The sequence below is a fragment of the Rothia endophytica genome, from assembly GCF_928381505.1.
In the GTDB taxonomy this organism is placed as follows: domain Bacteria; phylum Actinomycetota; class Actinomycetes; order Actinomycetales; family Micrococcaceae; genus Rothia; species Rothia endophytica_A.
Genome location: NZ_CAKMSJ010000005.1, coordinates 1 through 24,375, shown reverse-complemented (window position 1 = coordinate 24,375; position 24,375 = coordinate 1). Strand labels below are relative to the sequence as shown.

Below are 24,375 nucleotides of genomic sequence, written 5' to 3'. Positions count from 1 at the left end.
TCTAGTCTTGCTGGCTCACCCGGGGACCGTCAAGAAAGAGCCCTAAAGTTTCAGCATGTGTCCTTGTATTGCGTACGTTACGTTCTGTGAGCGTCATTTAGAATGGTGGGAAGCGAGTTTTTACGAAAGGGCTGATGATGTCTCTGACTCCTCCTCTTGCCAAGCGCGTGCCCCTTAAGCGCACCCATCACGGTGATACTTTTGTTGATCACTATGAGTGGTTGCGCGATAAGGAAAGCACCGAGGTACTAGAGCATCTACGCGCTGAGAACGCCTTTACCGAGGCGGTCACAGAAGATCAGCAGCCCCTTCGCGATGCTGTTTTTGAAGAGATTAAGGGGCGCACCCAGCTGACCGATATGTCGGTGCCCTCGCGCCGCGGGGCCTGGTGGTACTTTAACCGCACGGTTGCCGGTGAGCAGTACCCGGTCATGTGCCGCGTCCCTGCCCTGACCGAGGGCAGCGTTGAAGAGCGCTACCAGCCGCCGGTCGTCCGCCCCGGGGAACCGCTCGACGGCGAGCAGGTGGTGCTGGACTGTAACGAGTTCGCCCGCGATATGACCTTCTTTTCGCTGGGTTCCTTCCAGGTGACCCGCGACGGTTCCCTACTGACCTTCGGTGTGGACGATTCAGGCGATGAGCGCTACACCCAGTACTTCAAGAACCTCGATACCGGTGAGATTCTGGAAGAGAAAATTGAGGATGTCTTTGCAGGGGCCTTCTTTGCCTCTGGAGCCAAGCACCTGATTTACTCGGTAGCCGATGAGTCCTGGCGCCCCTACGAAGTGCGTGCCCACGCCATTGGCACCAGCGCCTCTGAAGATTTTGGCCTCTACCGCGAAGACGATAACGGCCTCTGGTTGGGTGCCGGCATGTCGTCCTCCCGTACCCACGTGGTCATTACCTCATCCAACTCTGAGTACTCAGAGACACGCATTATCAATATCCACGAGCTGGGCCAGCTAGAGCCCACCCTCATTATGAAGCGGGACGCCGGTATCGAGTACTCCACCGATATCATCGACGTGGAAGGCACCGGCTATCTGGTCATCAGCCATAACTATGAGGCCCCCAACGGCGAAATCGTGCTGGCTCCCCTGCGGGAGGAGTACCTACCTTTTGCCGACTTCAAGGCCAGTTGGATTCCCCTTGTTCCCCACCGCTCGGACGTCCGTCTCGAGGGCTTCAAGTTCTCCCGCAACCACCTGGTGCTCATGGCCCGGGAGAACACCACCGTCAAGGTATTTGTTGCCCCGCGTACCGCTCTTGCGGAGCAGGTTGCCGCAGCCCACCCCCAGGGCCTTGACCTCTATGAGCCCGGCGGCTTTACCGAAGAGCTCTACACCTCGGCTTTCTCGGGCGTGAACATCATGTCCCCGGTCATTCGCCTGAACTACACCTCCTACCTGACCCCCAGCAGCGTCTACGACTACTTCCCCGATACCGACGACCTGGTGCTACGCCGCCGCACTCCCGTCATCGGCTACGAACCTGAGAACTACACTGCCTACCGTATGTGGGCCCCGGCAGCCGACGGAGCCATGATTCCGCTCTCCGTCATGCACCGCGCTGACCTGGATAAGTCGCAGGAAAACCCCGTCATCCAGTACGGCTACGGCTCCTATGAGTCCTCCATGGACCCCTACTTCTCCACAGCCCGTCTGAGCGTGCTGGACCGCGGCGTCATCTTCGTCGTTGCCCACATCCGCGGCGGCGGTGAAATGGGCCGCGCCTGGTACGCCGAGGGCAAGAAGCTGGCCAAGAAAAACACCTTCACCGACTTTATTGACGCCACCGACTTCCTCGCCTCCCAGGCCTGGGTGGACGCTGCTCGTATCGGTATCATGGGTGGATCAGCCGGCGGCCTGCTCATGGGCGCCGTCGTCAACATGGCCCCCGAAAAGTACGCAGCCTGTCTGGCCCAGGTACCCTTCGTTGATGCCCTGACCACAATTCTCGACCCCAACCTACCGCTCTCAGCCCTGGAATGGGAAGAATGGGGCAACCCCATCACCGACAAGGAGGTCTACGACTACATGAAGTCCTACACCCCCTACGAGAACATCCGCCCGGTCACATACCCGGCCATCGCCGCGGTGACTTCCCTCAACGACACCCGTGTCTTCTACGTGGAGCCTGCCAAATGGGTAGCAGCCCTGCGCGAAACCATCGACCCGGCCTCTCCCACTCCCCTGCTCAAAATAGAGATGGACGGCGGCCACGGCGGCGGTTCAGGCCGTTTCACCGCCTGGCGTGAAATTGCCTGGGACTACGCCTTCCTGCTCACCCACCTGGGCGCCAGCACCATCGCAGAGTAACCCTACCTATGCCACCGTCCCTTGACCCGGTTGACCTGACCCCACACGTCCCCCACTAAATCCTGCTCTCTCTGCTGAACAAGCCCCCTTACCGGGAAAAGTGGATGCGGCACGTGCAACGACGCCGGGGTAACTCCATCAATCAACGAGCCGTAGCCACTTTTATCGCCTACGAGCTCTCGGACTATCTCGACCAAGACATTGACCCTGCCACCATCAAAGACATTGATGAGCTCACCCTCACCTCTCCCCGATTTGAGGCCACTGACTCTACCGTCACCCTCATCGAGGGCGGTGAGCTTATCTCCATGAACGAGCACGAACGCGCCCACATCCACCACCCCGAAAACACCATGTGGCAGCTAGCCATCAAAGCGCCTGTTCCAATCCGTTACGTCCAGGTTCACCGGATTCGCTACCGCATCGACCTCAATATCGACCGCATGTTGCTAGAACCAGATGACCGCACCTACGCTTCCTTGGGGCCCTTCACCCCGGCACGGTTCAACGTTTCGCTGACTCTCACCTTCGATGCGCCCCCTAGGGCCATCGTCCAAAAAATTTGGTCCCACACCATGAAAGTCGAAAGCCTACTGGAAGTTGTTGAGCTTCCCGCCCCACAAGCACAAAGACCGGGTACGTCGCGCCATCACCGGTGAACACATCAGCAGCGAAACCATCGACCTGTTCAGCGAAACCTTCGGCTTCGACGAGCACACCCACAAGGCCCTACACAAGGCGGCCTTCCAGGGCTTCGACGACTCAGAAACCGTTCATTTCCTGCGCAGCAACCCCCAGGCCCTCACCTCAAGCTGCTACCTGGATGTTCAGCTTGATCCGGCAGATCCGGCGGCCTTTACCCTCAAGGCCACCTACACCCTGCTCAGTCTCGAATCAGGTTGCTCCGCCTTACTCTTTGCCTTACCCCAGGGGCGGGAGCTTACCTGCGCTGACCGGAACTTTTCGGTATCACGCGTCGACGAAGACCAGGAATGGGTTTTCACCCCCGCCACCTTCATTCAGCCCCCTGCAAACCTTCATGCTGCGTTTTAGTGTGCGAGGTAGGGCCCAGTCGCAAGCGGACGGCAGCTACCGGCTACTCTTGCCCTTCACCCACCGTAGCTACTCTGCTGCCATTAAGCTCACCGCAACCGGTACCCTCGTGAGAGTAAGCTTCACCGAGCAAACGTCCGCTGGGCCCTCCCCTACCATCGCCTGCGCCGACACTGTCACCGATTACCTCTCCCCTCTCAAGGACACCACCGTGGCACTGAACTGGAGCCCCAGCACCTAAAATTTTGTTTTCGCCCAAAAAATTTGTTCTGTACAGTAAAACTGCGATATGAGCGAGACGTGGGAGAACATAGTCTAAGGGTCTAAGGTTTGATGGATGTGGTAACCATCACCCCTTACACTCGATTCTTCAACAGGTGGATGAGGCTTAGAGCTTCTGGAAAGAACATCCCACCCCCTGGTGCATGTTTTCGCTCCTAGTTTCACCCCTCTGTACTAGTGCTAAAGCCCCACCCTGTTAAATCGAGACCCTAGGTAGCCTCAGTGCGATTTTTGCTACCTACCCCGACGGTTGGCCTGTTTTCCCTAGTGAGCCAACCGTCCATCGGGTAGAGCTCTACACCTCAGAGCCCTGTCCGCGGCGCAAAGTAAAAGGCGCCCCTCCTTCCCAGGCCGGGCGCCTTCTTTGCGCCTCCCTCTCTACCGGGAGCAGACAAGTAGACCAACAGAAAAACCGGGGCCCTCCCGTCAGGGAGAGCACCCGGTTACCAGCTGGAGAGACAGAGGTCTTAGCCCTCAACCCCCAGCTTTTCAAGAATCAGCTCACGCACGCGTCCGGCATCTGCCTGGCCGCGGGTAGCCTTCATGACCTGGCCAACCACAGCACCGGCGGCCTGGACCTTACCGGCACGAATCTTATCGGCAACGTCGGGCATAGCGGCTAGAGCATCGTCGATAGCGCTCGTCAGCGCACCGTCATCAGAGACAACCGCCAAACCACGCTTCTCAACAATCTCGGCAGGCTCGCCCTCGCCATCAATGACAAAACCCAGCACCTGGCGGGCAATCTTATCGTTGATCTTCTTAGCTTCAATAAGCTTATTAAGCTCAAGCACGGTCTGAGCGGTCGCACCGGTTTCGGTCAGCTCAACCTCGCGCTCCTTAGCGATACGGGCGATTTCGCCCATCCACCACTTGCGGGCAACAGAGGCAGGAGCACCGGCGGCAATAGTCTCTTCGATGGCATCCATAGCACCAGCGTTAACTACATCGCGGAATTCCTCATCTGAGAAGCCCCAGTCAGCCTTGAGGCGACGACGGCGCTCAGCGGGAGGCTCGGGCAGTTCAGCGCGCAGGCGCTCAATCCACTCAGAATCGGTGACCACGGGTACCAGGTCAGGTTCGGGGAAGTAACGGTAGTCATCTGCATCAGACTTAGGACGGCCAGAGGTGGTGGAACGGGTGTCCTCGTGCCAGTGACGGGTTTCCTGCACAACCTTCTCACCGGCGTCTAGCACAGCAGCATGGCGCTGGATTTCGTAGCGAACAGCGCGTTCAACTGAGCGCAGGGAGTTAACGTTCTTGGTCTCTGAACGGGTGCCGAATTCGGTGGTGCCCTTGGGCATCAGTGAAACGTTGGCGTCACAGCGCACGTTACCGCGCTCCATGCGGGCGTCCGAGATACCCAGGTTCTTGACGATTTCGCGGATGGCTGCCACGTAAGCGCGCGCCAGCTCGGGAGCACGCTCCCCTGCACCTACGATGGGGCGGGTAACGATTTCGATGAGGGGCACACCGGAGCGGTTGTAGTCCACCAGTGAGAAGTCAGCACCCTGGATACGACCAGCGGCGCCACCCTTGTGGGTCAGCTTACCGGCGTCCTCTTCCATGTGAGCGCGCTCGATATCGATGGTGAAGACGGTGCCGTCCTCAAGCTCAATATCGATAGAGCCGTTCTCAGCGATAGGTTCATCGAACTGAGAGGTCTGGAAGTTCTTGGGGGTGTCGGGGTAGAAGTAGTTCTTACGCGCAAAGTGAGAGACCGGGGCGATGTCGCAGCCCAGCGCTAGACCCAGCTTAATCGCGGACTCAACTGCTTTACCGTTGACCACGGGCAGCACACCGGGCAGACCCAGGGAGACTGGGGTGATGTTGGTGTTTGCCTCGTCGCCAAAAGCGTTGGGAGCAGGGTCAAACATCTTAGTAGCGGTGTTAAGTTCTACGTGCACCTCAAAGCCAAGTACGGGATCGTACTTTTCCATGGCTTCTTCGAAGGACAGAATGTCGTCAGTCATTTACTTAGCTCCCTCAAAGTTGAAGTCACGGATCAGGGTTTCGAGGTCAGGCATCTGCTCGTGCAGAGGGCCGCCCCATTTTTCGGTCAGCAGGGCTTCAAGGCCAGCACCGGCGCGGTATAGACGCTCGTCCTCGTGGGCGGGCGCGGTGAACTGAATGCCAACGGGCAGACCGTCTTCATCTGCAAGGCCACCGGGCAGTGAGATAGAGGGCACGCCGGCAAGGTTAGTGGGCACGGTAGCGATGTCGCCCATGTACATTGCCATGGGGTCGCCCTTGGTCTTCTCCCCCAGCTTGTAGGCGGTGGTGGGAGCGGTGGGCGATACCAGTACGTCAGCAACCTCAAATGCCTTAGCGTAGTCACGCTGAATCAGGGTACGCACTTTCTGAGCCGAACCGTAGTAGGCATCATAGTAGCCTGCTGAGAGCGCATAGGTACCCAGGATGATGCGGCGCTTAGCTTCTGCGCCGAACCCGGCGGCACGGGAGGCACCCATGACGCGCTCGATGGTGACGTTGCCTTCCTCGGGCAGCTTACGCAGACCGAAGCGCACGCCGTCGTACTTAGCGAGGTTTGAAGAAACCTCAGAAGACATAATCAGGTAGTAGGCACCGATAGCCTCCTTGACGGAGGGCAGAGATACCTCAACGATTTCAGCACCAGCGCTCTTGAGCAGTTCAAGGGACTCGTTGAAACGAGTCAGGACGCCGGGCTGGAAGCCTTCGCCGCTCAGTTCCTTAATGACGCCCACGCGCAGACCCTTGAGCCCACCTTCAGCCGCACCAGCACGGGCAGCATCAGCAAAGGCACCTACGGGAGTCTGCAGGGAGGTGGAGTCCTTGGGGTCGTGACCGGCAACTACTTCGTGGAGCAGGGCGGTGTCGAGCACGGTGCGAGCACAGGGGCCTACCTGATCCAGCGATGATGCCATAGCAATCACGCCGTAACGGGAAATTGAGCCGTAGGTGGGCTTCATGCCCACGGTGCCGGTAAAGGCTGCGGGCTGGCGAACGGAGCCACCGGTGTCAGTGCCCAGCGCTAGGGGTGCCTGGAAGGCAGCGAGCGCAGCCAGGGTACCGCCGGAGGAGCCACCGGGAGTGCGGTCTAGCGACCAGGGGTTGCGGGTTACACCAAAGGCTGAGTGCTCGGTGGTGGAGCCCATCGCGAACTCGTCCAGGTTAGTCTTACCCAGCATAGGCATGCGGGCTTCGCGGACCTTCTGAGTAACGGTGCCATCATATGGGCTCATCCAGCCCTCAAGCATACGGGAAGCGGCAGTGGTGGGCTGCCCCTTAGTGACGATAAGGTCTTTGACAGCGATGGGGACGCCCGCAAGAGCCGGCAGTTCTTTACCGGCGGCTCGGTCTTCGTCCACGGTCTTTGCTACAGTCAGTGCTTCTTCAGCGTTCAGATGCAGGTAGGCGTTGACGCCGCTCTTGCCAGCAGCCCGGTCACCGGCGTCCAGCGCCTCGCCATCGGTAGCAATAATACGGTCAATGAAAGCCTGGGTCACTTCTACAGAGGTTAGCTCCCCTGCGGTGAGCTTTTCAGCAATTTCTGCTGCCGTGAGTCTCAAAATGTTGTTCATGCCCGCTCCTTAGTCTTCGTCCAAAATAGCCGGCACCTTGAACTTGCCGTCTTCGGCATCGGGTGCCCCTGAGAGCGCTTCTTCAGCGGTGAGGGTTTCACCCACGACGTCCTCACGGAAGACATTCTGCAGGGGGATGGGGTGCGACGTTGCGGGGATATCATCTGATACCGCATCGGACACTGACTTCACAGAATCAACGATGACATCGAGTTCAGCTGCCATCGAGGCAAGCTCTTCTTCGGTCATCTCAATATGAGCCAGCATGGCCAGGTGCGCCACCTGCTCACTCGTAATGGCAGACATAATCACTTCCACGAGGTAGACATAGGTTTTCAGTCTCTTAGTTTACCGCACTGCCTCCAGACGCCCATCACCGAGGCTTGGGGGCAGACGCTGCCTGATCGACAGATAAATAGTAGGGCGGTGACAAAAAGGTGCCTGCGCCCCCATGGGAGCGCAGGCACCTTTTAATGCGTTGTATATACGCTAAGGCCTATTGATAGATACCTTACTTAGCGGGGATGGTGAGTTCCCAGCCGATTTCAATTACGTCAGCGTTGGTGATTAGACCTGAGTTAGCTGCAACGATTGCGTCCCAGCTGCTGAAGCCGTGTGCGTAAGCGATTTCTGAAAGGGTATCGCCAGCAACTACGGTGTAGGTGTTAGCTACGGGTGCTTCTGCTACTGCTACAGCAGGAGCTTCTGCAACGGGTGCTGCTTCAACAACGGGTGCTGCTTCAACAACGGGTGCTGCGGGCGCTTCAACGACTGCGGGAGCAGGAGCTGCAATTTCAGCAACCTGGTTAGCCTGAGGAGCTACAGTTGCGGGTGCGCTGGAGGTACCGTATGCGGAAAGGCCAAGCCGAGCGGAGCATGAAGGCCATGCGCCCCAGCCCTGCATCTGCAGGAGGTTTTCAGCTACGCGAATCTGCTCACCCTTTGATGCGTTAGCGGGTGAACCTGAGCCACCTGCTGCTGCCCATGATGAAGGGGTGAACTGAAGGCCGCCGTAGAAACCGTTACCGGTGTTGATGCCCCAGTTGCCACCGGACTCGCACTGTGCCAGTGCATCCCAAGCTTCGAGGGGAGCTGCGTTTGCTGAGGTTGCGGGAGCTGCCAGAGTAGCTACTGCTGCTGCGCCACCGAGGGCAAGTGCTGCTGCGTTACGACGAATGTTGGAAGTCATGTGAATGCTCCGAAGGCCACCTTACGCTCTTCCCATCCCTGGGCGTCTGTGCGTTGCCGTCTACCCAAGATGTTGAGTGGATCTTGTGAAGGTTATACCCTGTAGACGACATCAGGTGTGCGGTATAACCCAGCATGTGCTCGCGGCTTCCACCGCGAACTATAAAGCCTTCAGATTGAAGGCGTTTTCGATTCGTTGATAACGATAACGTAACGATTGAGCGCATGCCAACCCCTTTTTGAGATGAAACACCTTTAAGCAGCCGCTAGCCCTGTATTAACAAAACCCTCAGTGTGGTACCGCTCTACACTGTTTGCCCCAGGGGTCACACCGCATTGCCCGCTGATTTGACGCGCTTTATCGAAGCAGATGACCATTTAGACCCAACCCTCCAATGGGCTGTTTTTGGCGCTTAAACCTAGTTTCAAATCTCCAAAAAACTTTTTAAACTTTCCTCCTCACAGCAGACCAAAAAGTCACAATTTGGTAACAAAAATAGAGCGAGAGGTCTGCCCAAGACCCATTTTTGAGGGAGAAACCCCTAAATTTCAGGGGTACTCGGGCTGACAAGCAACCCGAGCACCCCTGCAAAACATCACGATTTGGTATCAGAAGTCACACTTCTGCCATCGTTTAAGATAGCTCTCCCGCCAGCAAAGCCTCAAACCCTGCTTCGTCCAGCACCTTGACACCCAGACTCTCGGCCTTATCCAGCTTTGAACCTGCAGCGGCTCCTGCTACCAGATAATCCGTCTTCTTGGAGACAGAACCCGAGGCTCGCCCGCCCCGCAGAATAATGGCCTCTTTAGCGCTGTCACGGGTGAAGCCTTCAAGAGAGCCGGTAACGACTACGGTCAGACCCTCAAGCGTCCGCTGAATAGACTCATCGCGCTCATCTTCCATGCGCACCCCGGCAGCAGCCCAACGATCCACTATTTCGCGGTGCCAGTCCTCCTCAAACCATTCAATGAGCGAGCGGGCAATAATCGCCCCTACCCCATCGACATTAGAGAGGCGTTCCTCGCTCGCTGCACGGATAGCGTCCATTGACCCAAACTCTGTAGCAAGTGCCCGAGCTGCTGTAGGCCCAACGTGGCGAATCGACAGAGCAACCAGCACACGCCAGAGCGGTTGCTGTTTAGCCTTTTCCAGCTGTTCGAAGAGCTTGAGTGTGTTCGCCTTCGGTGCACTGGGTTTCTTAGCGGTCCCTTTGCTATAGAAATAGGGTTCGCGCACCGTCTGCGTGACACCGCGCAGGGTCTTCTCCCTCTCGATTTTCACATCCGCCAGATCTTGGGGGGTGAGATCAAATAAGAAGGCTTCGCTCGTTAGTGGGGGGACCTCTGGCTCCGCTGGGCTGGTGAGTGCCCGAGCTGCCTCATAACCCAGTGCTTCAATATCAAAGGCGCCACGACCAGCCAGGTGGTTAACCCTCTCTTTGAGCTGGGCAGGGCAAGAACGAGCGTTGAGACACCTAATATCAACATCCCCCTCTTTAGCAGGAGCAAGAGGCTTTCCACAGGAGGGGCAGAGAGTAGGCATCACAAATTCCCGCTCGCTGCCATCACGCAGGGCAACTACAGGGCCAACAATCTCGGGGATGACGTCCCCAGCCTTCCGCAGTACCACTGTGTCGCCAATCAAGACACCCTTAGCCTTAACAACTTCCTGATTATGCAGTGTGGCCATCTCAACGGTAGAGCCTGCCACCTTCACAGGCTCCATCATGCCAAAGGGAGTTACTCGCCCGGTCCTGCCCACGTTCACCAAAATATCTAGAAGTTTGGTGTGAACCTCTTCGGGTGGGTACTTGTAGGCCACTGCCCATCGGGGAACTCGGGAGGTGTACCCCAGACGTGCCTGAGTATCAAAATCATTGACCTTGATAACAATGCCATCGATTTCATGAATCAAGGAGTGGCGTTGCTCCCCATATGTGGCAATGAACTCCAGGATCTCCTCACGGCTATTCAACAACCGTGAGTAAGGGCTGACCGGTAGCCCCCATTGGTGTAGTTGCTCATAGGTCTCATACTGATTGCTAATAGACAGACCGCTCTGAGCACCGATACCGTGCACAAACATGCTCAAAGGGCGCTGGGCAGTCAGCGTGGCGTCCTTCTGACGCAGAGAACCGGCAGCTGCGTTGCGGGGGTTGGCGAAGGGGGCTTTACCCTGCTCTACCATGCTCTCGTTGAGTGCTTTGAAATCTTTAGACGATATGAAGATCTCCCCGCGAACCTCAATCTCAGCAGGGTGTTGGCTACCGGTCAGCTGGGTGGGGATGCTCTTAATAGTCAGAACGTTGTGGGTGACATCTTCGCCGGTAGTGCCATCACCTCGCGTGGCAGCACGGACCAAAACCCCATCACGGTAGAGCAGGTTTACCGCCAGCCCGTCAATCTTGAGTTCAGTCAGCCAGGTGGGGCGAGCACCCGTCATCTGCTCGGCGTTCGTCTCGGCACGGTCAAGCCAGGCACCAAGCTCTTCCAGCGAGAACACGTCTTCAAGGGAATACATGCGCGCCAGATGCTGTACCGGTGCAAAAGCGCTGGACGCTTCGCCACCGACCTCCTGGGTGGGAGAATCGTTGGCGACCAGTTCGGGGTGCTTAGCTTCCAGAGTTTCCAACTGCCGGTAGAGCTCATCATACTCAGCATCAGATAACGCCGGAGCGTCATCCATATAGTATTGCTGCCTAGCTTCGCGCACACGGTCCACCAGCTGCGCATATTCTTCTTTGAGGGCAGCTGATACCCCCTGACTTTCTAGCAGGTCGCGGTCAATGCCGTGCACGGTCTCTTCTTCTACACCGGGTAGGTTCTTCATATCGCTCACCCCTCTATTGTGCCCTGAAAATGCGTGCCCTAAAAGCGGGTTAGCTACAGAAAAGGGCGCTGCACCCCGGGTATGGGGTGCGGCGCCCTAGGCTGCCATAGAGAAAAGCTACTAGCCGTTAATACCGCGGTGCAGTTCGCGTTCGGGGTGGAATTGTTCCTCTTCGGTATCGGTGGTGTGTTCGTAGTCGAATTCTTCGATACGGGCGGCAATCTTGTGGGCGTCGGTGTGGGTCAGCTCCTTGAGCTCTTCAGCCCTCACCTTGGCATCGCTTTCGGTGATGGCATCTGCCACAACTACGGTGATGTTATCTCTGCCTCCTGCACGCAGGGCTGCCATCTGCAGCACATCAGCTGCGTCCTGAGGGTGCTCAACGGTCGCCAGCACGCGCGCCATATAGTTGTGGGAAAGCTCGCCGGACAAGCCATCTGAGCACATCATGAGGCGGTCACCAGGCTTAGCCGGAATAACCCAAAAGTCAGGTTCCCAATAGTTGCCGGTACCCAGAGCACGGGTGATGACGTTGCGGCGGGGGTGGGTCAGGGCCTCTAGGGCAGTAATCTGACCGGTATCTACTAGATACTGCACCTCAGAGTGATCTACCGTGACCTGCTCCAACCGAAGACCCTCAACGGGACCATTAGAAATAGAAAGAGCGTCCTCGGTCTCGACATCCTCATCCCGGAGCAGCCGGTAGGTGCGCGAATCACCCACGTTGAAGATGAACCACATTTGCTGCTCACCAATGTGAGTCAGCCAGGCACCGGTCACCGTCGTACCAGCGCGTAGACCCAGGGTATTTTTGATAGCTTCATCAGCCTCGGAGATAACCCCCTTGATATGTTCGAGGGTTTTGAGAATCTGCTGGTTGAGCACCGAGGTGTCCTTGCGGCGGCGCAAACGGCGATTAGCTTGAGGCTCCTCGGTTTTCTGCTGAATTTCAGCCTCTAAAGCCTGTTGGAATTGCGCTTCCTCTTCTTCCGTCATCCCGCCGGGTCGGGTAAACATTTGAGAGTAGGCCATAGTGCGAGTGCACAGTCGTGAGGCAACCTCACCAGCTTCGTGCCCGCCCATACCGTCAGCCACCACGCAGAGGTTACCTGCAACAGTCAGCGAATCTTCGTTGTTGTCCCTGTGTTGCCCAACGTCAGTGGCGGTGCCAGTGTATACAGTCAGGCGTTCAGCCGTGCTCATTCGAATTCAATCTCCAGTTCGTTACCAATTCCCGGGGTGATGGCCACGGGCCTGACGTTGCCAAAGCCGCGCACGTTACGCACACCCTGCGGAATTAACACAAATCGTTCATCACCCTCTAACGCATCAGCAGTTGAGCTATCGGTGAGCACGACTCCGGGTTCGGTGAGAGCCACGAGCCGTGACGCCAGGTTGACGGTGGGGCCGTAAATATCACCGAGGCGGGGAAGCACCCGCCCCCACACAAAAGCCACGCGAGCTTCGGGCAGTTGCGAATCTTCACTAATCAGTTTGGATAGGGTCAGCGCAATGCGTGCTCCGTCCTCGGGTGACTCTACCAGGTACATGACCTCGTCCCCCACCGTTTTAATAATGCGGCCGCCACCCACTGCGATGACCTCTGCGCACCGTTGCTCGAAATGCTTGACCAAACGCGCTAAAGATTTCTCGTTCATCTCACGAGACAGAGAGGTGTAGGAAACCAGGTCAACAAAGCCCACGCCACGGGCTAGCGGTAGAGCCGTTTCAGCTAAATCAGCATCGTCCTGTTCATCGCGTAGCGCTAGGCGCAGGATTGCCGAGTTCATCATGCGGCGGTAGCCGTAGACGGTGATGAGTTCTAAATCGTCAAGAAGTTTAGGGAGGAGGTGTAGCAACTCGGCTCGAGCTTCCGCATCAGTAATTCCCCGGTTGATGACCATATCTTCAACCAGAGTTTCCACCTGCCACACCACCATGCGGTCCATCATCTGACCAACGGAACGTGTAATCGAAAGGGAGGCATCCTCAGTGAGCTTGCCTTCGCGCACCATATTGCTAATGGTGGTCAGAGCTTCACTGTCCATATGCGTGAAAAATGCATCATCGTCTTTAAGGTTGGGGATACCCAACGAACGCCAGATTTTACGCGCCGTGAGGAGCGACACGTCAGCTTCAGCAGCGACCTCGGCGCGGGTGAGACTGCGGTTATCGCCCAGCAAAGCCCGCTCAAGCTCCAAAATACCCTCTCGGGCTTCGTCGCTGCGGTAAAGCTGACCCTGCACCCCGTGCCTGCGGCGCTTGCTCCTGTAGCGTTCGGTACCGGCTTCAGTGCCGATGCCGTTTGCTGGCTTCTCCACGGAGTCTCTCGCTTTCGCTGTCTCTTGTGTTTGTGGTTATCAGACGGGCACCGGTGGGTGACTGTCTACACCCAGAATACTCTTTTGTGAGCTGGACTACGACCGGTCGCAGGCTGTGGCGCATTCTTCCATCTTAACCCCGCCCACATCTCATTTCTCAATTTTTAAAAAAAGCTAGGCATCAGCTGCTCTGGACGCGCCCCTCACCAGTAGCCAGCAAGTTCATCTGTGCCTGCCTTATTTCGTGCGAGAAACGGGCAGCATCGGGCACGGCCTCCAAAATATACTGTTGCCCTCTCGCCCGCACTACTATGGGCGCGGCGTCCACTACCCCCATGAGCGTAAGCCGTTTCAGGTTGGCGCCCTCAATAAGCTCAAGTGGAATTGACACGTCGGTAGAAGATTTCATACCGCTACGGACCAAAAGGCGGTGGCTGGTGAGGACATAGCTGGTCAGCCACCAGCGCAGTCCGCTCTTAACAGCCCGGTAAAGCAGGCCAAGTGCCAGCGCGAGCGCTAAATACCTTATCCAGCGGGAATCAGTGCCCATCGCTGAGGAAAAGCTCCACGCCACCATCGCTCCCAGCGCCCATGCAAGGGGGCGCAAAAGTAGCACCCCGTGGGAACGGGTTGCCGCTACGGCATATTCGCTGGGCAGGAGCTCACCTCTAATTTTCATCGTTGTAGAGTGTAGTGCTTAAACCTGAATGTTTGCTTCAGGCAGCCAGGGAGACTAGGAGCCATAGCCATCTGGGCGCACGTGCACGACGTCCCCTACCGTGAACTGGCGTTCTTCACCGTTTTCAGCCCGGACCACCAACTCTCCGGTGTCAGCGATATCAACACCGACCCCGCGGAAGGTCTCATCGCCCGGCAGATAAATGGTGAGATGGGCACCAATGGTGCTGATGGCAGCACGCAGGCGCTCCAACAGGCTGGCACCGCCAAAGGGCCGTGAGGCGTCAAACCCGCAGGACGCAAACCCGCGGTAGTAATACTCAAACCGGGTTGCTAAAGAAGTAAGCACCTGTTCTAAGTCAGCTGGCTGACCGCTCTCTACCAGGGTGCTGGTTGCAGTGGGGACCGGCAGCTGCTCAGCGGTCATATTAAGGTTTAGCCCCACCCCCACAATCACCGAGATATCGCCCTCAGGTTCTAGCACTAGCTGCGCCAGGATGCCACACACCTTGCGGTTACCCAACAGCACATCATTGGGCCACTTAATACTGGGAGCCAGACTAAAGTCCTGCATCAGTGCGTCACGGACTGAAAGTGCGGCTAGGGAGGTTAACCAGTGATACTGATCGGGGGCGATGTGCACACGGGGGTTGGCGTGGGGACGCACCACAAAAGTTGTAGCCAAGCTGGACCCCGGGGGTGCCGACCAGACCCGGTCCAAACGTCCGTGCCCAGCATTTTGGTCCCCGGTTGAAATGACAGACAGCTCACCCCAGCTGCGCCGGGCCACAGCATCCCCGACAAGTACAGCCCGCCCGTAGTCATTGGTTGAACCAACACTTTCAAGAATTTCTACGCGGTCGAAGCCTGGGAGGTCAACAGCGCTGGGGTCAAGCTGAGTCATGGTTGCCTTTCTCTTTATTCTGCCCCCAATACTAGCGGCGGGCCTGTGAGGTGAGATACTGGGGGTAGCAATTCATTTCAGTATCTAGCTATGACTAAGTAGAAGCCCGGTGGGGTGTCGTTGCGCCAACTGACCCTCTCACCTCTCGCCCTGGGGGGCTCGCCGTGATTCACGCCAGCCCCGAGCCAGCTGGCGCAACGACACCCCATCGGTTCTAGTGACACAGCAAGATTTCTTGAATCTAGTCTCACAATATTTTAGGGAGCAACTTATGACCACCTACGCTGTTGAATATTCTTACGGGCCCGCCGATCTTCAGGCGCTACACCGCCCGGCCCACCGCGAGTACCTGGCCAAGCTTCATGAAGAAGGTAACCTGCATGCCGCAGGCGCCTACCCCGATGGGGAGCCTTTTGGTGCTCTACTCATTTTTGTTGCCGATAACAGGGAACACCTGGACGCCCTGATTGCGGCTGATCCCATGAGCACCGGCGGCGTCCTCACCGGTTACAAGGTGCGCGAATGGAACGCGGTCATTGGCAAGGTTGGCCGGTAGCTTTACCTGCGGTGCTTGACGGGTGGGATTTTTCCAGCAGGGCAAACCCCACCCATCAAGCAACCCTCCTACAAAACATTTACCCCTCTTATTTAGAGAAAACACCCCAAAATTCCTAAAAAAATTTACCCTCGGCTCAGGCGGCGACTATAGTTGATACGAATGCCCTGACCGGGGGCACTTTGAGACACCAAGAGCGTGAAGAGGCACCATGAGCGAGAATCTCACCGAGCAGGCTGACAACGGGCCGGATCTTTCAACAACCGCAGGAAAGATTGAGGATTTTTATGCCCGCCGGGAGCAGACTCTCGCTCCTGCCGGGCAGGCTCCAATTGATCGTCAGCATGAGCGCGGTAAGCAGACCGCCCGTGAGCGTGTTGAGATGTTGCTTGATGAAGGTTCTTTTGTTGAATTTGATGCTCTAGCGCGCCACCGCACCACGGCGTTTGGTATGGATAAGAAGCGACCTCTAGGTGATGGCTTGGTTTCGGGCTACGGAACGATTGACGGCCGCCTAGTTGCTGTTTATTCTCAGGACTTCACGGTTTACGGCGGTTCACTGTCCCAAGTCAACGGTGAGAAGATCGTTAAGGTTCAGAAGTTTGCACTCAAGAACGGTTGCCCGGTCATTGGTATCAATGACGGTGGTGGCGCCCGCATCCAGGAGGGTGTGGCGTCCCTGGCCATGTTTGCTGATATCTTCCGTATGAATGTGCGCGCTTCAGGCGTTATCCCGCAGATTTCTGTGATTATGGGCCCCTCAGCTGGCGGCGCTGCTTACTCCCCCGCTTTGACGGACTACATCGTAATGGTTGATAAGACCAGCCACATGTTCATCACGGGGCCGGACGTCATCAAGACGGTAACCGGCGAAGAGATCGATATGGAGACCCTGGGCGGGGCCCGCCAACACAACGCGGTCACCGGCACCTCTACCTACCTGGCTGAGGACGAAGAAGACGCTTTTGATTTCGTGCGCGAGCTCATCGAGTTTTTGCCCTCTAATAACCTCACTGAGACCCTCCCCTTGGATCATGACCAGGACCCCGAACCCACCATTGATGACCTTGAGTTAGATCAGCTGATTCCCGACTCAGCCAACCAGCCCTACGACATGCGCTCGGTGATTGAGGCGGTTGTGGACGACGGGCACTTCCTGGAAATGCAGGCGCTCTACGCCCCCAACGTCATGATCGGTTACGCCCGTGTTGAGGGTAAGACGGTTGGTATCGTGGCCAACCAGCCCATGCAGTTCGCTGGCACCCTAGATATCAATGCCTCCGAGAAGGCTGCTCGGTTTGTGCGCAACTGCGATGCCTTCAATATTCCTATTCTGACCTTTGTGGACGTACCGGGCTTCTTGCCAGGGACCGACCAGGAATTCAACGGCATCATCCGCCGTGGCGCTAAGCTGCTCTACGCCTACGCTGAGGCTACTGTTCCCCTGGTTACCGTCATTACCCGTAAGGCCTACGGCGGTGCCTACATTGTGATGGGTTCCAAGAAGCTGGGCGCAGACATTAATCTTGCTTGGCCCACCGCTCAAATCGGTGTGATGGGCGCTCAGGGTGCGGTGAACATTCTCTACCGCCGTGAGCTTGCCGCCGTTGCCGAAGAAGGTGGGGACGTCGAGGCTCGCCGTGCTGAGCTCATCACCAAGTACGAAGAAGAGCTGCTCAACCCCTACCAGGCAGCTGAACTGGGCTACATTGACGAGGTTATCGCCCCGTCAGAGACCCGTGTGCGCATCGTCAGCGCCCTGCGTGCCCTGCACGATAAGCGGGCAGCAAGCCCGGCCAAAAAGCACGGCAACATTCCCCTGTAAAGGCTGATTCTCTATGGCAACTCCCAACCCCCTCTCGCTACTGGGCTTCGGTAAGAAACCAGCGCCAGCGCCCACCCCTGCAACCGCGCAGGATGACGCTGTTCAGGCTGGCAATGAGACTGCCTCTTCGGAGGCTCCCCTGCTGACTGTGGTCAAAGGCAACCCCACCGACGAGGAGCTGGCAGCTCTAACCGCTGTGGTGGCAGCTTCAGCCGCGCAGGCTGAGCAGAATAGAGAGACTGCCCTGGAACACTGGCAGCGCCGCCTCAACACCACCCAGCAGCTGGGCGCCCGTCTGCGACCAGGTCCGGGCTCTTGGAAGCGGGCACGGCCGCAGTAGTTTCTTCACCTAGTAAATCCAAATACTTTGGAGCAAAATATTTCCAAGATTAGAACTCTGAACATAATTGGAACCATTCCAAAATCTAATTTAGACCCATCGGTCTAATATAAAAATTAATTTCAGAAACCATCTACAAACTATTGCGGAACAGCCTGCGATTAGGGAATACTCTAAGTTAGCGAATCCGTTGGAGAGACGCACCAAACTTTTCATACTTTGGATGAAACGATGAAGTTCTCTAAAAAGATCCTTGCCACTGTTGCTCTCAGCGCCAGTCTTTTCGGCGGTGCAAGCGCAGCTAACGCCGCCATCCACAATGTAGGGGGCGGCACCTGGGACCAGGGGGTGAGTTATTTTACTATGACCACCTGGTCAAATTATCACCACCCCTCAAGAGCACACGGTAGCACCGCATGCAACGCTAATAAATGCAATAGCGCCACCGCGCCCACCAATCGTTGGTCCAAAGCCAACATTCGTGCTACCTGGGGTGGAAACACAAGCTATTGGCGTTAGAATCTTCTGCCAATCTTAAACAGGGTTGGGGTTTCAAAATGTGGGAACCCCAACCCGCCCCCCCCAAAAAAACAAAAAGCCAATGAATAGCCATATCCGTTTCGCATATATTCTCGCTTGGATTACATCCTCTCTGCTCTGTCTCATTTTTGCCTCGGCTACTTATATTTTTTTGGTTGACCAAGACCGCTGGGGCCCAGAAGGCTTTAGAACAGGGGTAGCTATAACAGAGCTCCCTAGTAATCTATCCACAGAAAGCTTTCTGAATGAGCTAAGTTCACTTGCGCAAGCTCGAAACATTAATATATATAAGATTTCAGTGTCTTTAGATTATGACGTGAGAGCGTCCGATTATTACCTCATATTAGGTAACACAGACACGGTCATCGGTAATCTCGATACGGCATCCTTCCCCAGTTTCAGCGACAAGTACCCTTCACGTCTTTACCCAGAACAGCAACTGAGCCGTGATCAGCTCACGGGGACCTACCTCATTGACGGAAACCCCCAAGACTCTCAGGCAGTAGCGGATACGCTCAAGCAGCTGGGAGTCATCAGCACGACCGTAAATTCCAAGCCCGGATACGTTCTGTGGTTTTTCTTTATCGTTGGCAACGGCTGGGCAGTAGCAGTAGCTATTCTCCTCATCTGCCTTATCTTGTCCTTGTGTCAGCTACAAAGTGTGAGACTGTCTGTAGTCTCAGCCCGCGTCACTGCAGGCGAAGTGCCGCTTTACGTGTCTTTGAAAGAGATAGCATTACTACTGCTACCGGTATATGTACCGTTAGTTTTTGGCACTACAGCACTGAGTCTCTATAGCTTGATATACGCGCAAGGGTACAGGCTGACCAGCATAGGCATGATTGCAATCCAGCAGGGGCTGATTCTTACCGGAGCATTAGCAATTAGCCTGCTGAGCATACGCATCAGCACTGCTAAATACTCACTTGGGCAACTCAACAAGGGCAGACGCCCAATGACTCTACTGGGAGCACTTTCAGGCCTCCTGGTTGTCGTTGCTTTTTTGGGTTCAATGGTAAGTATCTCCGATACGCTTACCCTCAAGAATGAGGATGAAAAGGAATCGCACGCTGACACCCTGCGAAACGAGCATACAAATCTGGTACAGCCTGTCATGGGCTACGCCCTTCAGTCTTCACAAGCTGATTATGCTAAAGAGCAACTTGGCAATGTGTTTGCCCAACTCGAAATAGATCAGACTAGCTATCTCGCCAGCAAAAACCCATTGTATGATACACCTTCATCTGTTTCGGATAATGTACTCCTGGTCAATCCCAATTACCTGATGACTTTCACTCATTTGGATGCATCAACACTTGATTTAGTCATCCATACCTCCCAAGAAGAATCATCAGTTGCTGTCTTAATACCCCAGTCTTATTCCCCATATGAGGAGGAAATTGTAGCTGAGGTTAAAAGCTGGGCAGAGTTTCAACAAGAACTGGGGGGAAACCCGCGTCCAGCAACAACGGTTAGGTCCTATACCGGTATTGATACAGGAATCTTACCGCTGTTGAGTTACAACTTACCTACCAGCATGTACCTTGAAAACCCGATAGTTATAGTTAGTCACTCAGCAAATCATGTCATTCCCCCACAGATTATTGGAGAATACGGGATTGTTTTTGACGACACAGCACTAAAAAAAGCTGTAAATGAGGAAAATTTAGAGTATGCAGTAGTCGGCTATGAGTACACAACTCAAAATTCGGCTTTAGCAGCCGTTGATAGGAAAGTAGCTTTCAGTATCTCTCTGGTAGGAACTTCTGTTGCCTTGCTTGCACTACTTCTAGGAAACGTCATCCTGGCCACTATCTACCAAGCAAGGAACCGTTCAGCAATTTTTCTTCTACTCACATCAGGAGCTAGTTTTACTGAAACCTACGGTGATTTTGTCATCAAAAATATGTTATTAGCAGCTATACCAATTTCTCTTATCGTTGCAACAACACAGCTCCCCCTCACAGTAATTCTTATTATCGCTAGTGCAATGATTCTTGTCTCGGCTTCCGTGGTAGTTCTTACACTTAAACAGTTAGAACGTACGTTATCTAGATTTACGCTCGAAATCTCCTAAATCCAAGGATCTACATGAAAGAGAAAAACTCACTCATATTGTCGGAACTCCGTTACAGTTTTCCCCAACGGACGCTATGGGAAAACCTCAGTCTCAATGCAGAGTCAGGTAATTTTATAGCGCTTCGCGGTCACAGCGGTTCAGGTAAGACTACTCTTTTGCAATGCTTAGGTTCCCTAGAAAAACCGTCCTCTGGAATCATTGACTTCAATGGTATTAACCCTTCAACGCTCAAGGGAAAAGCTAAGAGAAACTACCTTAGAAACACTGTTAGTCTAGCTTTTCAGAACTCCGGGTTAGTGGGCTCCTGGTCAGTCCGCAAAAACATAGAACTTGCTGGGTACGAAGTTAAGCAAGATCAGACCCGAGCAGAGACTGCATTCAACTACTTCGATCTTGACTACAGTTTTTTGGATAAACCTGTCTACCAACTCAGTGGAGGCGAACAACAGAGAGTGAGTCTCATCAGGCTAGCATTGAGGAATACACCCCTGATTCTGCTCGATGAGCCGACTGCAGCACTTGACGATGGCAATGCGCAAAGAGTTATAAACTTCGTTCAAAACCATTGCGACAAAGGCGGTATCGCTGTAATAGCTACCCATGATGCTCGTCTACTCGGTTATGCACATGACTCAATCGATCTGGGTTAAGTCAATCAAGCCCTGCGTACCTGAGTTTTTCCTATCAGAGGCCCGATAGCAACCTTGTGCCGTCATCTTCGTTTTATATTGTTCAGTAACATGATCGGATAAACCGTGAGTTACTGGTTCACCAAAGAAAGCCCCCAGTAGTTCAATTTTTCAAAAAGGGTCTTCACTCCGACAAGAGTGAAGGCCCTTTTCTGCATCTGAACTGTAATATAGGTCTCATGACTATTCACCCAGATTTACCCGCTATTTTTACCACCGACCGCACACAAACTCGCGTCGATGAAATTGCCAACGCTTACTACGAGAAGTGCCTGGAGCTAGACCCCACCAGCGCCACCCTAGAGGGCCGCAAGGGCAGGGAAACCGAGTACGCCGACTTCTCCCCCGCCGGCAACGCAGCCGATATTGCCGCTGTACGTGAAACCCTAGAACAGCTAAACCAGGCAGAAATCACCGATGACATTGATAAGGTCACCGTCGATGCCATGCAGGAACGTCTGGGTCTAGCACTTGAGCTTCACGAAGCAGGGCTGGGCACCTGGGAAATCAACAACCTAGCCTCCCCCATTCAGGGCATCCGCTCGGTCTTTGACCTCATGAGCCGCAACAGCGAAGAAGACTGGGGCTTCATTGCAGGGCGCCTACACAACGTCGCTTCTGCGCTAGAAGGCTACATCGAGACCCTCGAAGAAGCACGCGCTCGCGGCTGCGTAGCCGCTGTTCGCCAGGTTGACACTGCCATCGAGCAGGTCACCGCCTATATCGCTGACGGTGGTTTCTTTGACGCCCTAGCCGCTGAAGTTGCCGAAGCAGCTCCCGCCCACGCCGACCAGGCCAAGGAGGGCGCGGAGTCCGCCAAGGCAGGCTACGGCAAGCTACTGAACTACCTGCAGGAAACCCTGCGCCCGGCAGCACCCCAAGAAGACGCTGTAGGACGCGAGCGCTACTCCCTCTACTCCCGCCAGTTCGTGGGCACCACCCTGAATCTAGAAGAAACCTACGCCTGGGGTATCGAAGAGCTAGACCGCATCATCGCGGCCCAGCAGGCAGTAGCAGAAGAGATTAAGCCCGGCGCCAGCATCGAAGAAGCCAAAGCGGCACTGGATGCTGACCCCGCCCGCACCCTGCACGGCACCGATGAACTCCAAGCCTGGATGCAGAAGCTCTCTGACGAAGCCCTAGATTTTCTCTCCAAGGAACACTTCACCATCGAAGGGCCCCTACGAAACCTCGAATGCATGATCGCCCCCACCCAAGAAGGCGGCATCTACTACACCGGCCCGTCAGCTGACTTCGAGAGAGCCGGCCGCATGTGGTGGTCAGTCCCCGAAGGCGAAGATACCTTCGGCACCTGGCGCGAAGTCTCCACTGTCTACCACGAGGGCACCCCTGGCCACCACCTACAGGTCGCCACAGCAACCGCCATGGCTGAATCCCTCAACGACTGGCGTGCCTCCGCCTGCTGGGTCTCGGGCCATGGCGAAGGCTGGGCTCTCTACGCCGAACGCCTCATGGACGAACTCGGCTACCTGGCAGACCCCGGTGATCGTATGGGCATGCTGGACGCCCAGCGTATGCGCGCTGCCCGCGTCGTCTTTGACATCGGTCTACACTGCGGCTTCGAGATCCCCCAGCGCTGGGTCGATGAACTTGGCATCGAACCCGGTATCTGGGACGCCGACCGCGGCTACCGCTTCTTGGAAGTCAACCTGGACATGTCAGAAGGCCAACGCCGCTTCGAGTTCCTGCGCTACCTGGGCTGGCCCGGTCAGGCACCCTCCTACAAGGTAGGCGAGCGCCTCTGGCTGCAGCTGCGTGAGGACGCCCGTGCCGCCGGCGTCTCGGACCGAGACTTCCACACTCGCGCCCTCATGCTGGGTTCGGTCGGGCTAGACACCCTCAAGCGAGCACTAGGTTATTAGACCGAGTATTTTGCTCATGAGCGGGCACCTTGCCTGTTAGCACCCTTAAACGCCAGCCCCGAGCCAGCTAACAGACTAGGTGCCCGCTCTTCGCGAGGACATCAGCCCCCAAAAGCCTGCCCCAGGTGCCAGGCAAAGCAAGCTCATACCCGCCTGCTGGGCGGGGCTGGCGTGAATTGCCCTTGTGAGCTTGCGAACCGGGCAAGAGGGTTAGCAGGCGGGTATGAGCTTGCGGAGCCTTGTTCAATACCTTTTGCTAGCGCTTTTCAGAGCTATCGTTTTCCCCACTAAATACGATGCCCGCTTGGTGGCGCGCCTCGGTGCAGATGCGGTTGACGGTGCGCGACAGCTGAGTTAGGTGGCGGTAGCGTTCCCTCTGCCTTTCTGTGAGGTGGCCTTGCCTTTGAGCGGCAACCAGCTCCGCAAAGGCAAGAGCTTCATTGCGCATCAGCTGGCGCAGCGGTGCGCCAGGAGCCTCTGATTCAAAGAGGGCCTGGCCCTCGGCTGTCTCTACCCTGTCGATTCCCTGCACCGCGTTCAGCACCAAGCCCGAGCGTCCTGCCCTAATCTCGTTGGGCAGGCGAGAGGCCTGGTTTTTAGAGAACGATAGCTCAGCAGTAAAGCCCGGGTAGGTCAACAGCAGGACGCCGGCAGCGTCCACCCCGGTCGGGGCCAGTTGGGCTCTGTAAGTGATAGCCTGCGGCTCCCCAAACCAGGCAACCGCTGCATAGACCCCGTAAATACCCAGGTCAACCAGGGCACCACCGCCGTGACGCAGCGAGAAAATGTTGGGTTCCTGGCCTGCCAGCACAGCATCCCAACGCGAAGAATACTGGTGAAAATTCAGGCTGGCACCCGTCACCTCTCGCCCACCCTGCTTCTGTTGCTCCACCCAATGCCCTACAGTTTCAAAGCCTGGCTCAAAAAGATGCCGGGCCGCCTCCAGCACCAGCACCCCGGCTCTTTCCGCGGCTTTGTGCACCTCCTGCCACTGCTCTGGGTTCCAAAAAGCGGGTTTCTCAACGAGCACATTGCAGCCTGCATCGATAGCGGCCAGTGCGTGCTCCTTATGGAGGGAATTGGGGGAAGCGATATACACTGCGTCCAGTGAATACTGCAGCAACTCGCTCATATCGGTAGCGATACTCACCTGTTCTAGGTCAGCATCCTGGATGAAGGCACTAGCGGTAGCGCTAGATGTGATGTCCAGGGACGTTGTTGAGTCGGTCGAAGGGTACGCCGCCAATCGCAGAGTGGTGTCGGTGGTGGTTGTAGAAGTGGAGCCAGCCGGGCAGCGCCAGGCGTCGTTCGGCCTCTGAACCGTA

At 56.0% G+C, this 24,375-nt stretch carries 21 protein-coding genes and 1 pseudogene; 11 read left to right on the top strand and 11 right to left on the bottom strand.

Annotated elements, in window-relative coordinates:
• Nucleotides 1-134 precede the first annotated feature (134 nt).
• The 4 genes from L6990_RS07235 to L6990_RS07220 all read left to right on the top strand — a co-directional run bounded on the left by L6990_RS07235 (nt 135) and on the right by L6990_RS07220 (nt 3,612).
• Complete coding sequence (locus tag L6990_RS07235; RefSeq protein ID WP_237203402.1) at nt 135-2,318, top strand: S9 family peptidase; 2,184 nt, start codon at nt 135-137, stop codon at nt 2,316-2,318.
• Nucleotides 2,319-2,422: 104 nt separating this feature from the next.
• Nucleotides 2,423-2,977: a hypothetical protein gene (locus L6990_RS07230; RefSeq protein WP_237203401.1), complete on the top strand. Its 555-nt coding sequence runs from the start codon at nt 2,423-2,425 to the stop codon at nt 2,975-2,977.
• A complete protein-coding gene (locus tag L6990_RS07225) occupies nt 2,922-3,371 on the top strand; it encodes a hypothetical protein (protein ID WP_237203400.1) in 450 nt (149 codons plus the stop codon). Before L6990_RS07230 ends, L6990_RS07225 begins: the two co-directional genes overlap by 56 nt.
• Complete coding sequence (locus L6990_RS07220; protein ID WP_237203399.1) at nt 3,358-3,612, top strand: hypothetical protein; 255 nt, start codon at nt 3,358-3,360, stop codon at nt 3,610-3,612. Before L6990_RS07225 ends, L6990_RS07220 begins: the two co-directional genes overlap by 14 nt.
• Nucleotides 3,613-4,120: 508 nt before the next feature.
• On the opposite strand, the gene gatB is transcribed toward L6990_RS07220, so the two are convergent.
• The 9 genes from gatB to L6990_RS07175 form a co-directional block, all read right to left on the bottom strand.
• Nucleotides 4,121-5,626 carry an Asp-tRNA(Asn)/Glu-tRNA(Gln) amidotransferase subunit GatB gene (gene gatB, locus L6990_RS07215; protein WP_237203398.1) on the bottom strand — a complete coding sequence of 502 codons (1,506 nt, stop codon included), beginning with the start codon at nt 5,624-5,626 and terminating at the stop codon, nt 4,121-4,123.
• On the bottom strand, nt 5,627-7,216 hold the full coding sequence (gatA, locus tag L6990_RS07210) for an Asp-tRNA(Asn)/Glu-tRNA(Gln) amidotransferase subunit GatA (RefSeq protein WP_237203397.1): 1,590 nt from the start codon (nt 7,214-7,216) through the stop codon (nt 5,627-5,629).
• A gap of 9 nt (nt 7,217-7,225) precedes the next feature.
• Nucleotides 7,226-7,522: an Asp-tRNA(Asn)/Glu-tRNA(Gln) amidotransferase subunit GatC gene (gatC, locus tag L6990_RS07205; protein ID WP_237203396.1), complete on the bottom strand. Its 297-nt coding sequence runs from the start codon at nt 7,520-7,522 to the stop codon at nt 7,226-7,228.
• Between the two features lie 205 nt (nt 7,523-7,727).
• The gene (locus L6990_RS07200) at nt 7,728-8,405 is read right to left on the bottom strand and encodes a transglycosylase family protein (protein WP_237203395.1); all 678 of its coding nucleotides are present in this window, start codon (nt 8,403-8,405) and stop codon (nt 7,728-7,730) included.
• A gap of 633 nt (nt 8,406-9,038) precedes the next feature.
• On the bottom strand, nt 9,039-11,234 hold the full coding sequence (gene ligA / locus L6990_RS07195; protein ID WP_237203394.1) for an NAD-dependent DNA ligase LigA: 2,196 nt from the start codon (nt 11,232-11,234) through the stop codon (nt 9,039-9,041).
• Nucleotides 11,235-11,354: 120 nt separating this feature from the next.
• The gene (locus tag L6990_RS07190) at nt 11,355-12,437 is read right to left on the bottom strand and encodes a PP2C family protein-serine/threonine phosphatase (RefSeq protein ID WP_336604474.1); all 1,083 of its coding nucleotides are present in this window, start codon (nt 12,435-12,437) and stop codon (nt 11,355-11,357) included.
• Entirely contained in the window at nt 12,434-13,555 is a 1,122-nt protein-coding gene (locus L6990_RS07185; RefSeq protein ID WP_440480488.1) for an adenylate/guanylate cyclase domain-containing protein, read from the bottom strand. The genes L6990_RS07190 and L6990_RS07185 overlap by 4 nt, the downstream gene beginning before the upstream one ends.
• 181 nt (nt 13,556-13,736) lie before the next feature.
• The gene (locus L6990_RS07180) at nt 13,737-14,234 is read right to left on the bottom strand and encodes a PH domain-containing protein (protein ID WP_237203393.1); all 498 of its coding nucleotides are present in this window, start codon (nt 14,232-14,234) and stop codon (nt 13,737-13,739) included.
• Nucleotides 14,235-14,288: 54 nt separating this feature from the next.
• The gene (locus L6990_RS07175) at nt 14,289-15,137 is read right to left on the bottom strand and encodes a biotin--[acetyl-CoA-carboxylase] ligase (protein WP_237203392.1); all 849 of its coding nucleotides are present in this window, start codon (nt 15,135-15,137) and stop codon (nt 14,289-14,291) included.
• Between the two features lie 271 nt (nt 15,138-15,408).
• Here L6990_RS07175 and L6990_RS07170 point away from each other — a divergent pair, with 271 nt between their 5' ends.
• The 7 genes from L6990_RS07170 (at nt 15,409) to L6990_RS07145 (ending at nt 23,050) form a co-directional block, all read left to right on the top strand.
• On the top strand, nt 15,409-15,693 hold the full coding sequence (locus L6990_RS07170; RefSeq protein WP_237203391.1) for a YciI family protein: 285 nt from the start codon (nt 15,409-15,411) through the stop codon (nt 15,691-15,693).
• 211 nt (nt 15,694-15,904) lie between these two features.
• On the top strand, nt 15,905-17,518 hold the full coding sequence (locus L6990_RS07165) for an acyl-CoA carboxylase subunit beta (RefSeq protein ID WP_237203390.1): 1,614 nt from the start codon (nt 15,905-15,907) through the stop codon (nt 17,516-17,518).
• A gap of 13 nt (nt 17,519-17,531) precedes the next feature.
• Complete coding sequence (locus L6990_RS07160) at nt 17,532-17,858, top strand: acyl-CoA carboxylase subunit epsilon (protein ID WP_237203389.1); 327 nt, start codon at nt 17,532-17,534, stop codon at nt 17,856-17,858.
• A 231-nt stretch (nt 17,859-18,089) separates the two neighbouring features.
• Entirely contained in the window at nt 18,090-18,377 is a 288-nt protein-coding gene (locus tag L6990_RS11995; RefSeq protein WP_369127820.1) for a lactococcin 972 family bacteriocin, read from the top strand.
• Between the two features lie 82 nt (nt 18,378-18,459).
• Nucleotides 18,460-20,475, top strand: a complete 2,016-nt coding sequence (locus L6990_RS07155) for a hypothetical protein (protein ID WP_237203388.1) — start codon at nt 18,460-18,462, stop codon at nt 20,473-20,475.
• Between the two features lie 14 nt (nt 20,476-20,489).
• Nucleotides 20,490-21,128 carry an ABC transporter ATP-binding protein gene (locus L6990_RS07150; protein WP_237203387.1) on the top strand — a complete coding sequence of 213 codons (639 nt, stop codon included), beginning with the start codon at nt 20,490-20,492 and terminating at the stop codon, nt 21,126-21,128.
• Between the two features lie 218 nt (nt 21,129-21,346).
• Nucleotides 21,347-23,050, top strand: coding sequence for a DUF885 domain-containing protein (locus L6990_RS07145; protein WP_237203386.1), 1,704 nt, complete (start codon nt 21,347-21,349; stop codon nt 23,048-23,050).
• Between the two features lie 256 nt (nt 23,051-23,306).
• Here L6990_RS07145 and L6990_RS07140 read toward each other — a convergent pair whose 3' ends face one another.
• A complete protein-coding gene (locus L6990_RS07140; protein WP_237203596.1) occupies nt 23,307-24,200 on the bottom strand; it encodes a Gfo/Idh/MocA family protein in 894 nt (297 codons plus the stop codon).
• A 43-nt stretch (nt 24,201-24,243) separates the two neighbouring features.
• A pseudogene (locus L6990_RS07135) lies at nt 24,244-24,375 on the bottom strand (IS481 family transposase); the annotation flags it as partial.

Bases quoted from the DNA above. Each gene is read 5' to 3' on its own strand.
- L6990_RS07235 (WP_237203402.1), top strand. From the start codon at position 135: ATGATGTCTCTGACTCCTCCTCTTGCCAAGCGCGTGCCCCTTAAGCGC.
- gatB (WP_237203398.1), bottom strand. From the start codon at position 5,626: ATGACTGACGACATTCTGTCCTTCGAAGAAGCCATGGAAAAGTACGAT.
- L6990_RS07145 (WP_237203386.1), top strand. From the start codon at position 21,347: ATGACTATTCACCCAGATTTACCCGCTATTTTTACCACCGACCGCACA.
- L6990_RS07150 (WP_237203387.1), top strand. From the start codon at position 20,490: ATGAAAGAGAAAAACTCACTCATATTGTCGGAACTCCGTTACAGTTTT.
- L6990_RS07200 (WP_237203395.1), bottom strand. From the start codon at position 8,405: ATGACTTCCAACATTCGTCGTAACGCAGCAGCACTTGCCCTCGGTGGC.
- L6990_RS07170 (WP_237203391.1), top strand. From the start codon at position 15,409: ATGACCACCTACGCTGTTGAATATTCTTACGGGCCCGCCGATCTTCAG.
- ligA (WP_237203394.1), bottom strand. From the start codon at position 11,234: ATGAAGAACCTACCCGGTGTAGAAGAAGAGACCGTGCACGGCATTGAC.
- L6990_RS07175 (WP_237203392.1), bottom strand. From the start codon at position 15,137: ATGACTCAGCTTGACCCCAGCGCTGTTGACCTCCCAGGCTTCGACCGC.
- L6990_RS07230 (WP_237203401.1), top strand. From the start codon at position 2,423: ATGCGGCACGTGCAACGACGCCGGGGTAACTCCATCAATCAACGAGCC.
- L6990_RS07155 (WP_237203388.1), top strand. From the start codon at position 18,460: ATGAATAGCCATATCCGTTTCGCATATATTCTCGCTTGGATTACATCC.
- L6990_RS07160 (WP_237203389.1), top strand. From the start codon at position 17,532: ATGGCAACTCCCAACCCCCTCTCGCTACTGGGCTTCGGTAAGAAACCA.
- L6990_RS11995 (WP_369127820.1), top strand. From the start codon at position 18,090: ATGAAGTTCTCTAAAAAGATCCTTGCCACTGTTGCTCTCAGCGCCAGT.
- L6990_RS07220 (WP_237203399.1), top strand. From the start codon at position 3,358: ATGCTGCGTTTTAGTGTGCGAGGTAGGGCCCAGTCGCAAGCGGACGGC.
- L6990_RS07190 (WP_336604474.1), bottom strand. From the start codon at position 12,437: ATGAGCACGGCTGAACGCCTGACTGTATACACTGGCACCGCCACTGAC.
- L6990_RS07180 (WP_237203393.1), bottom strand. From the start codon at position 14,234: ATGAAAATTAGAGGTGAGCTCCTGCCCAGCGAATATGCCGTAGCGGCA.
- gatC (WP_237203396.1), bottom strand. From the start codon at position 7,522: ATGTCTGCCATTACGAGTGAGCAGGTGGCGCACCTGGCCATGCTGGCT.
- L6990_RS07165 (WP_237203390.1), top strand. From the start codon at position 15,905: ATGAGCGAGAATCTCACCGAGCAGGCTGACAACGGGCCGGATCTTTCA.
- gatA (WP_237203397.1), bottom strand. From the start codon at position 7,216: ATGAACAACATTTTGAGACTCACGGCAGCAGAAATTGCTGAAAAGCTC.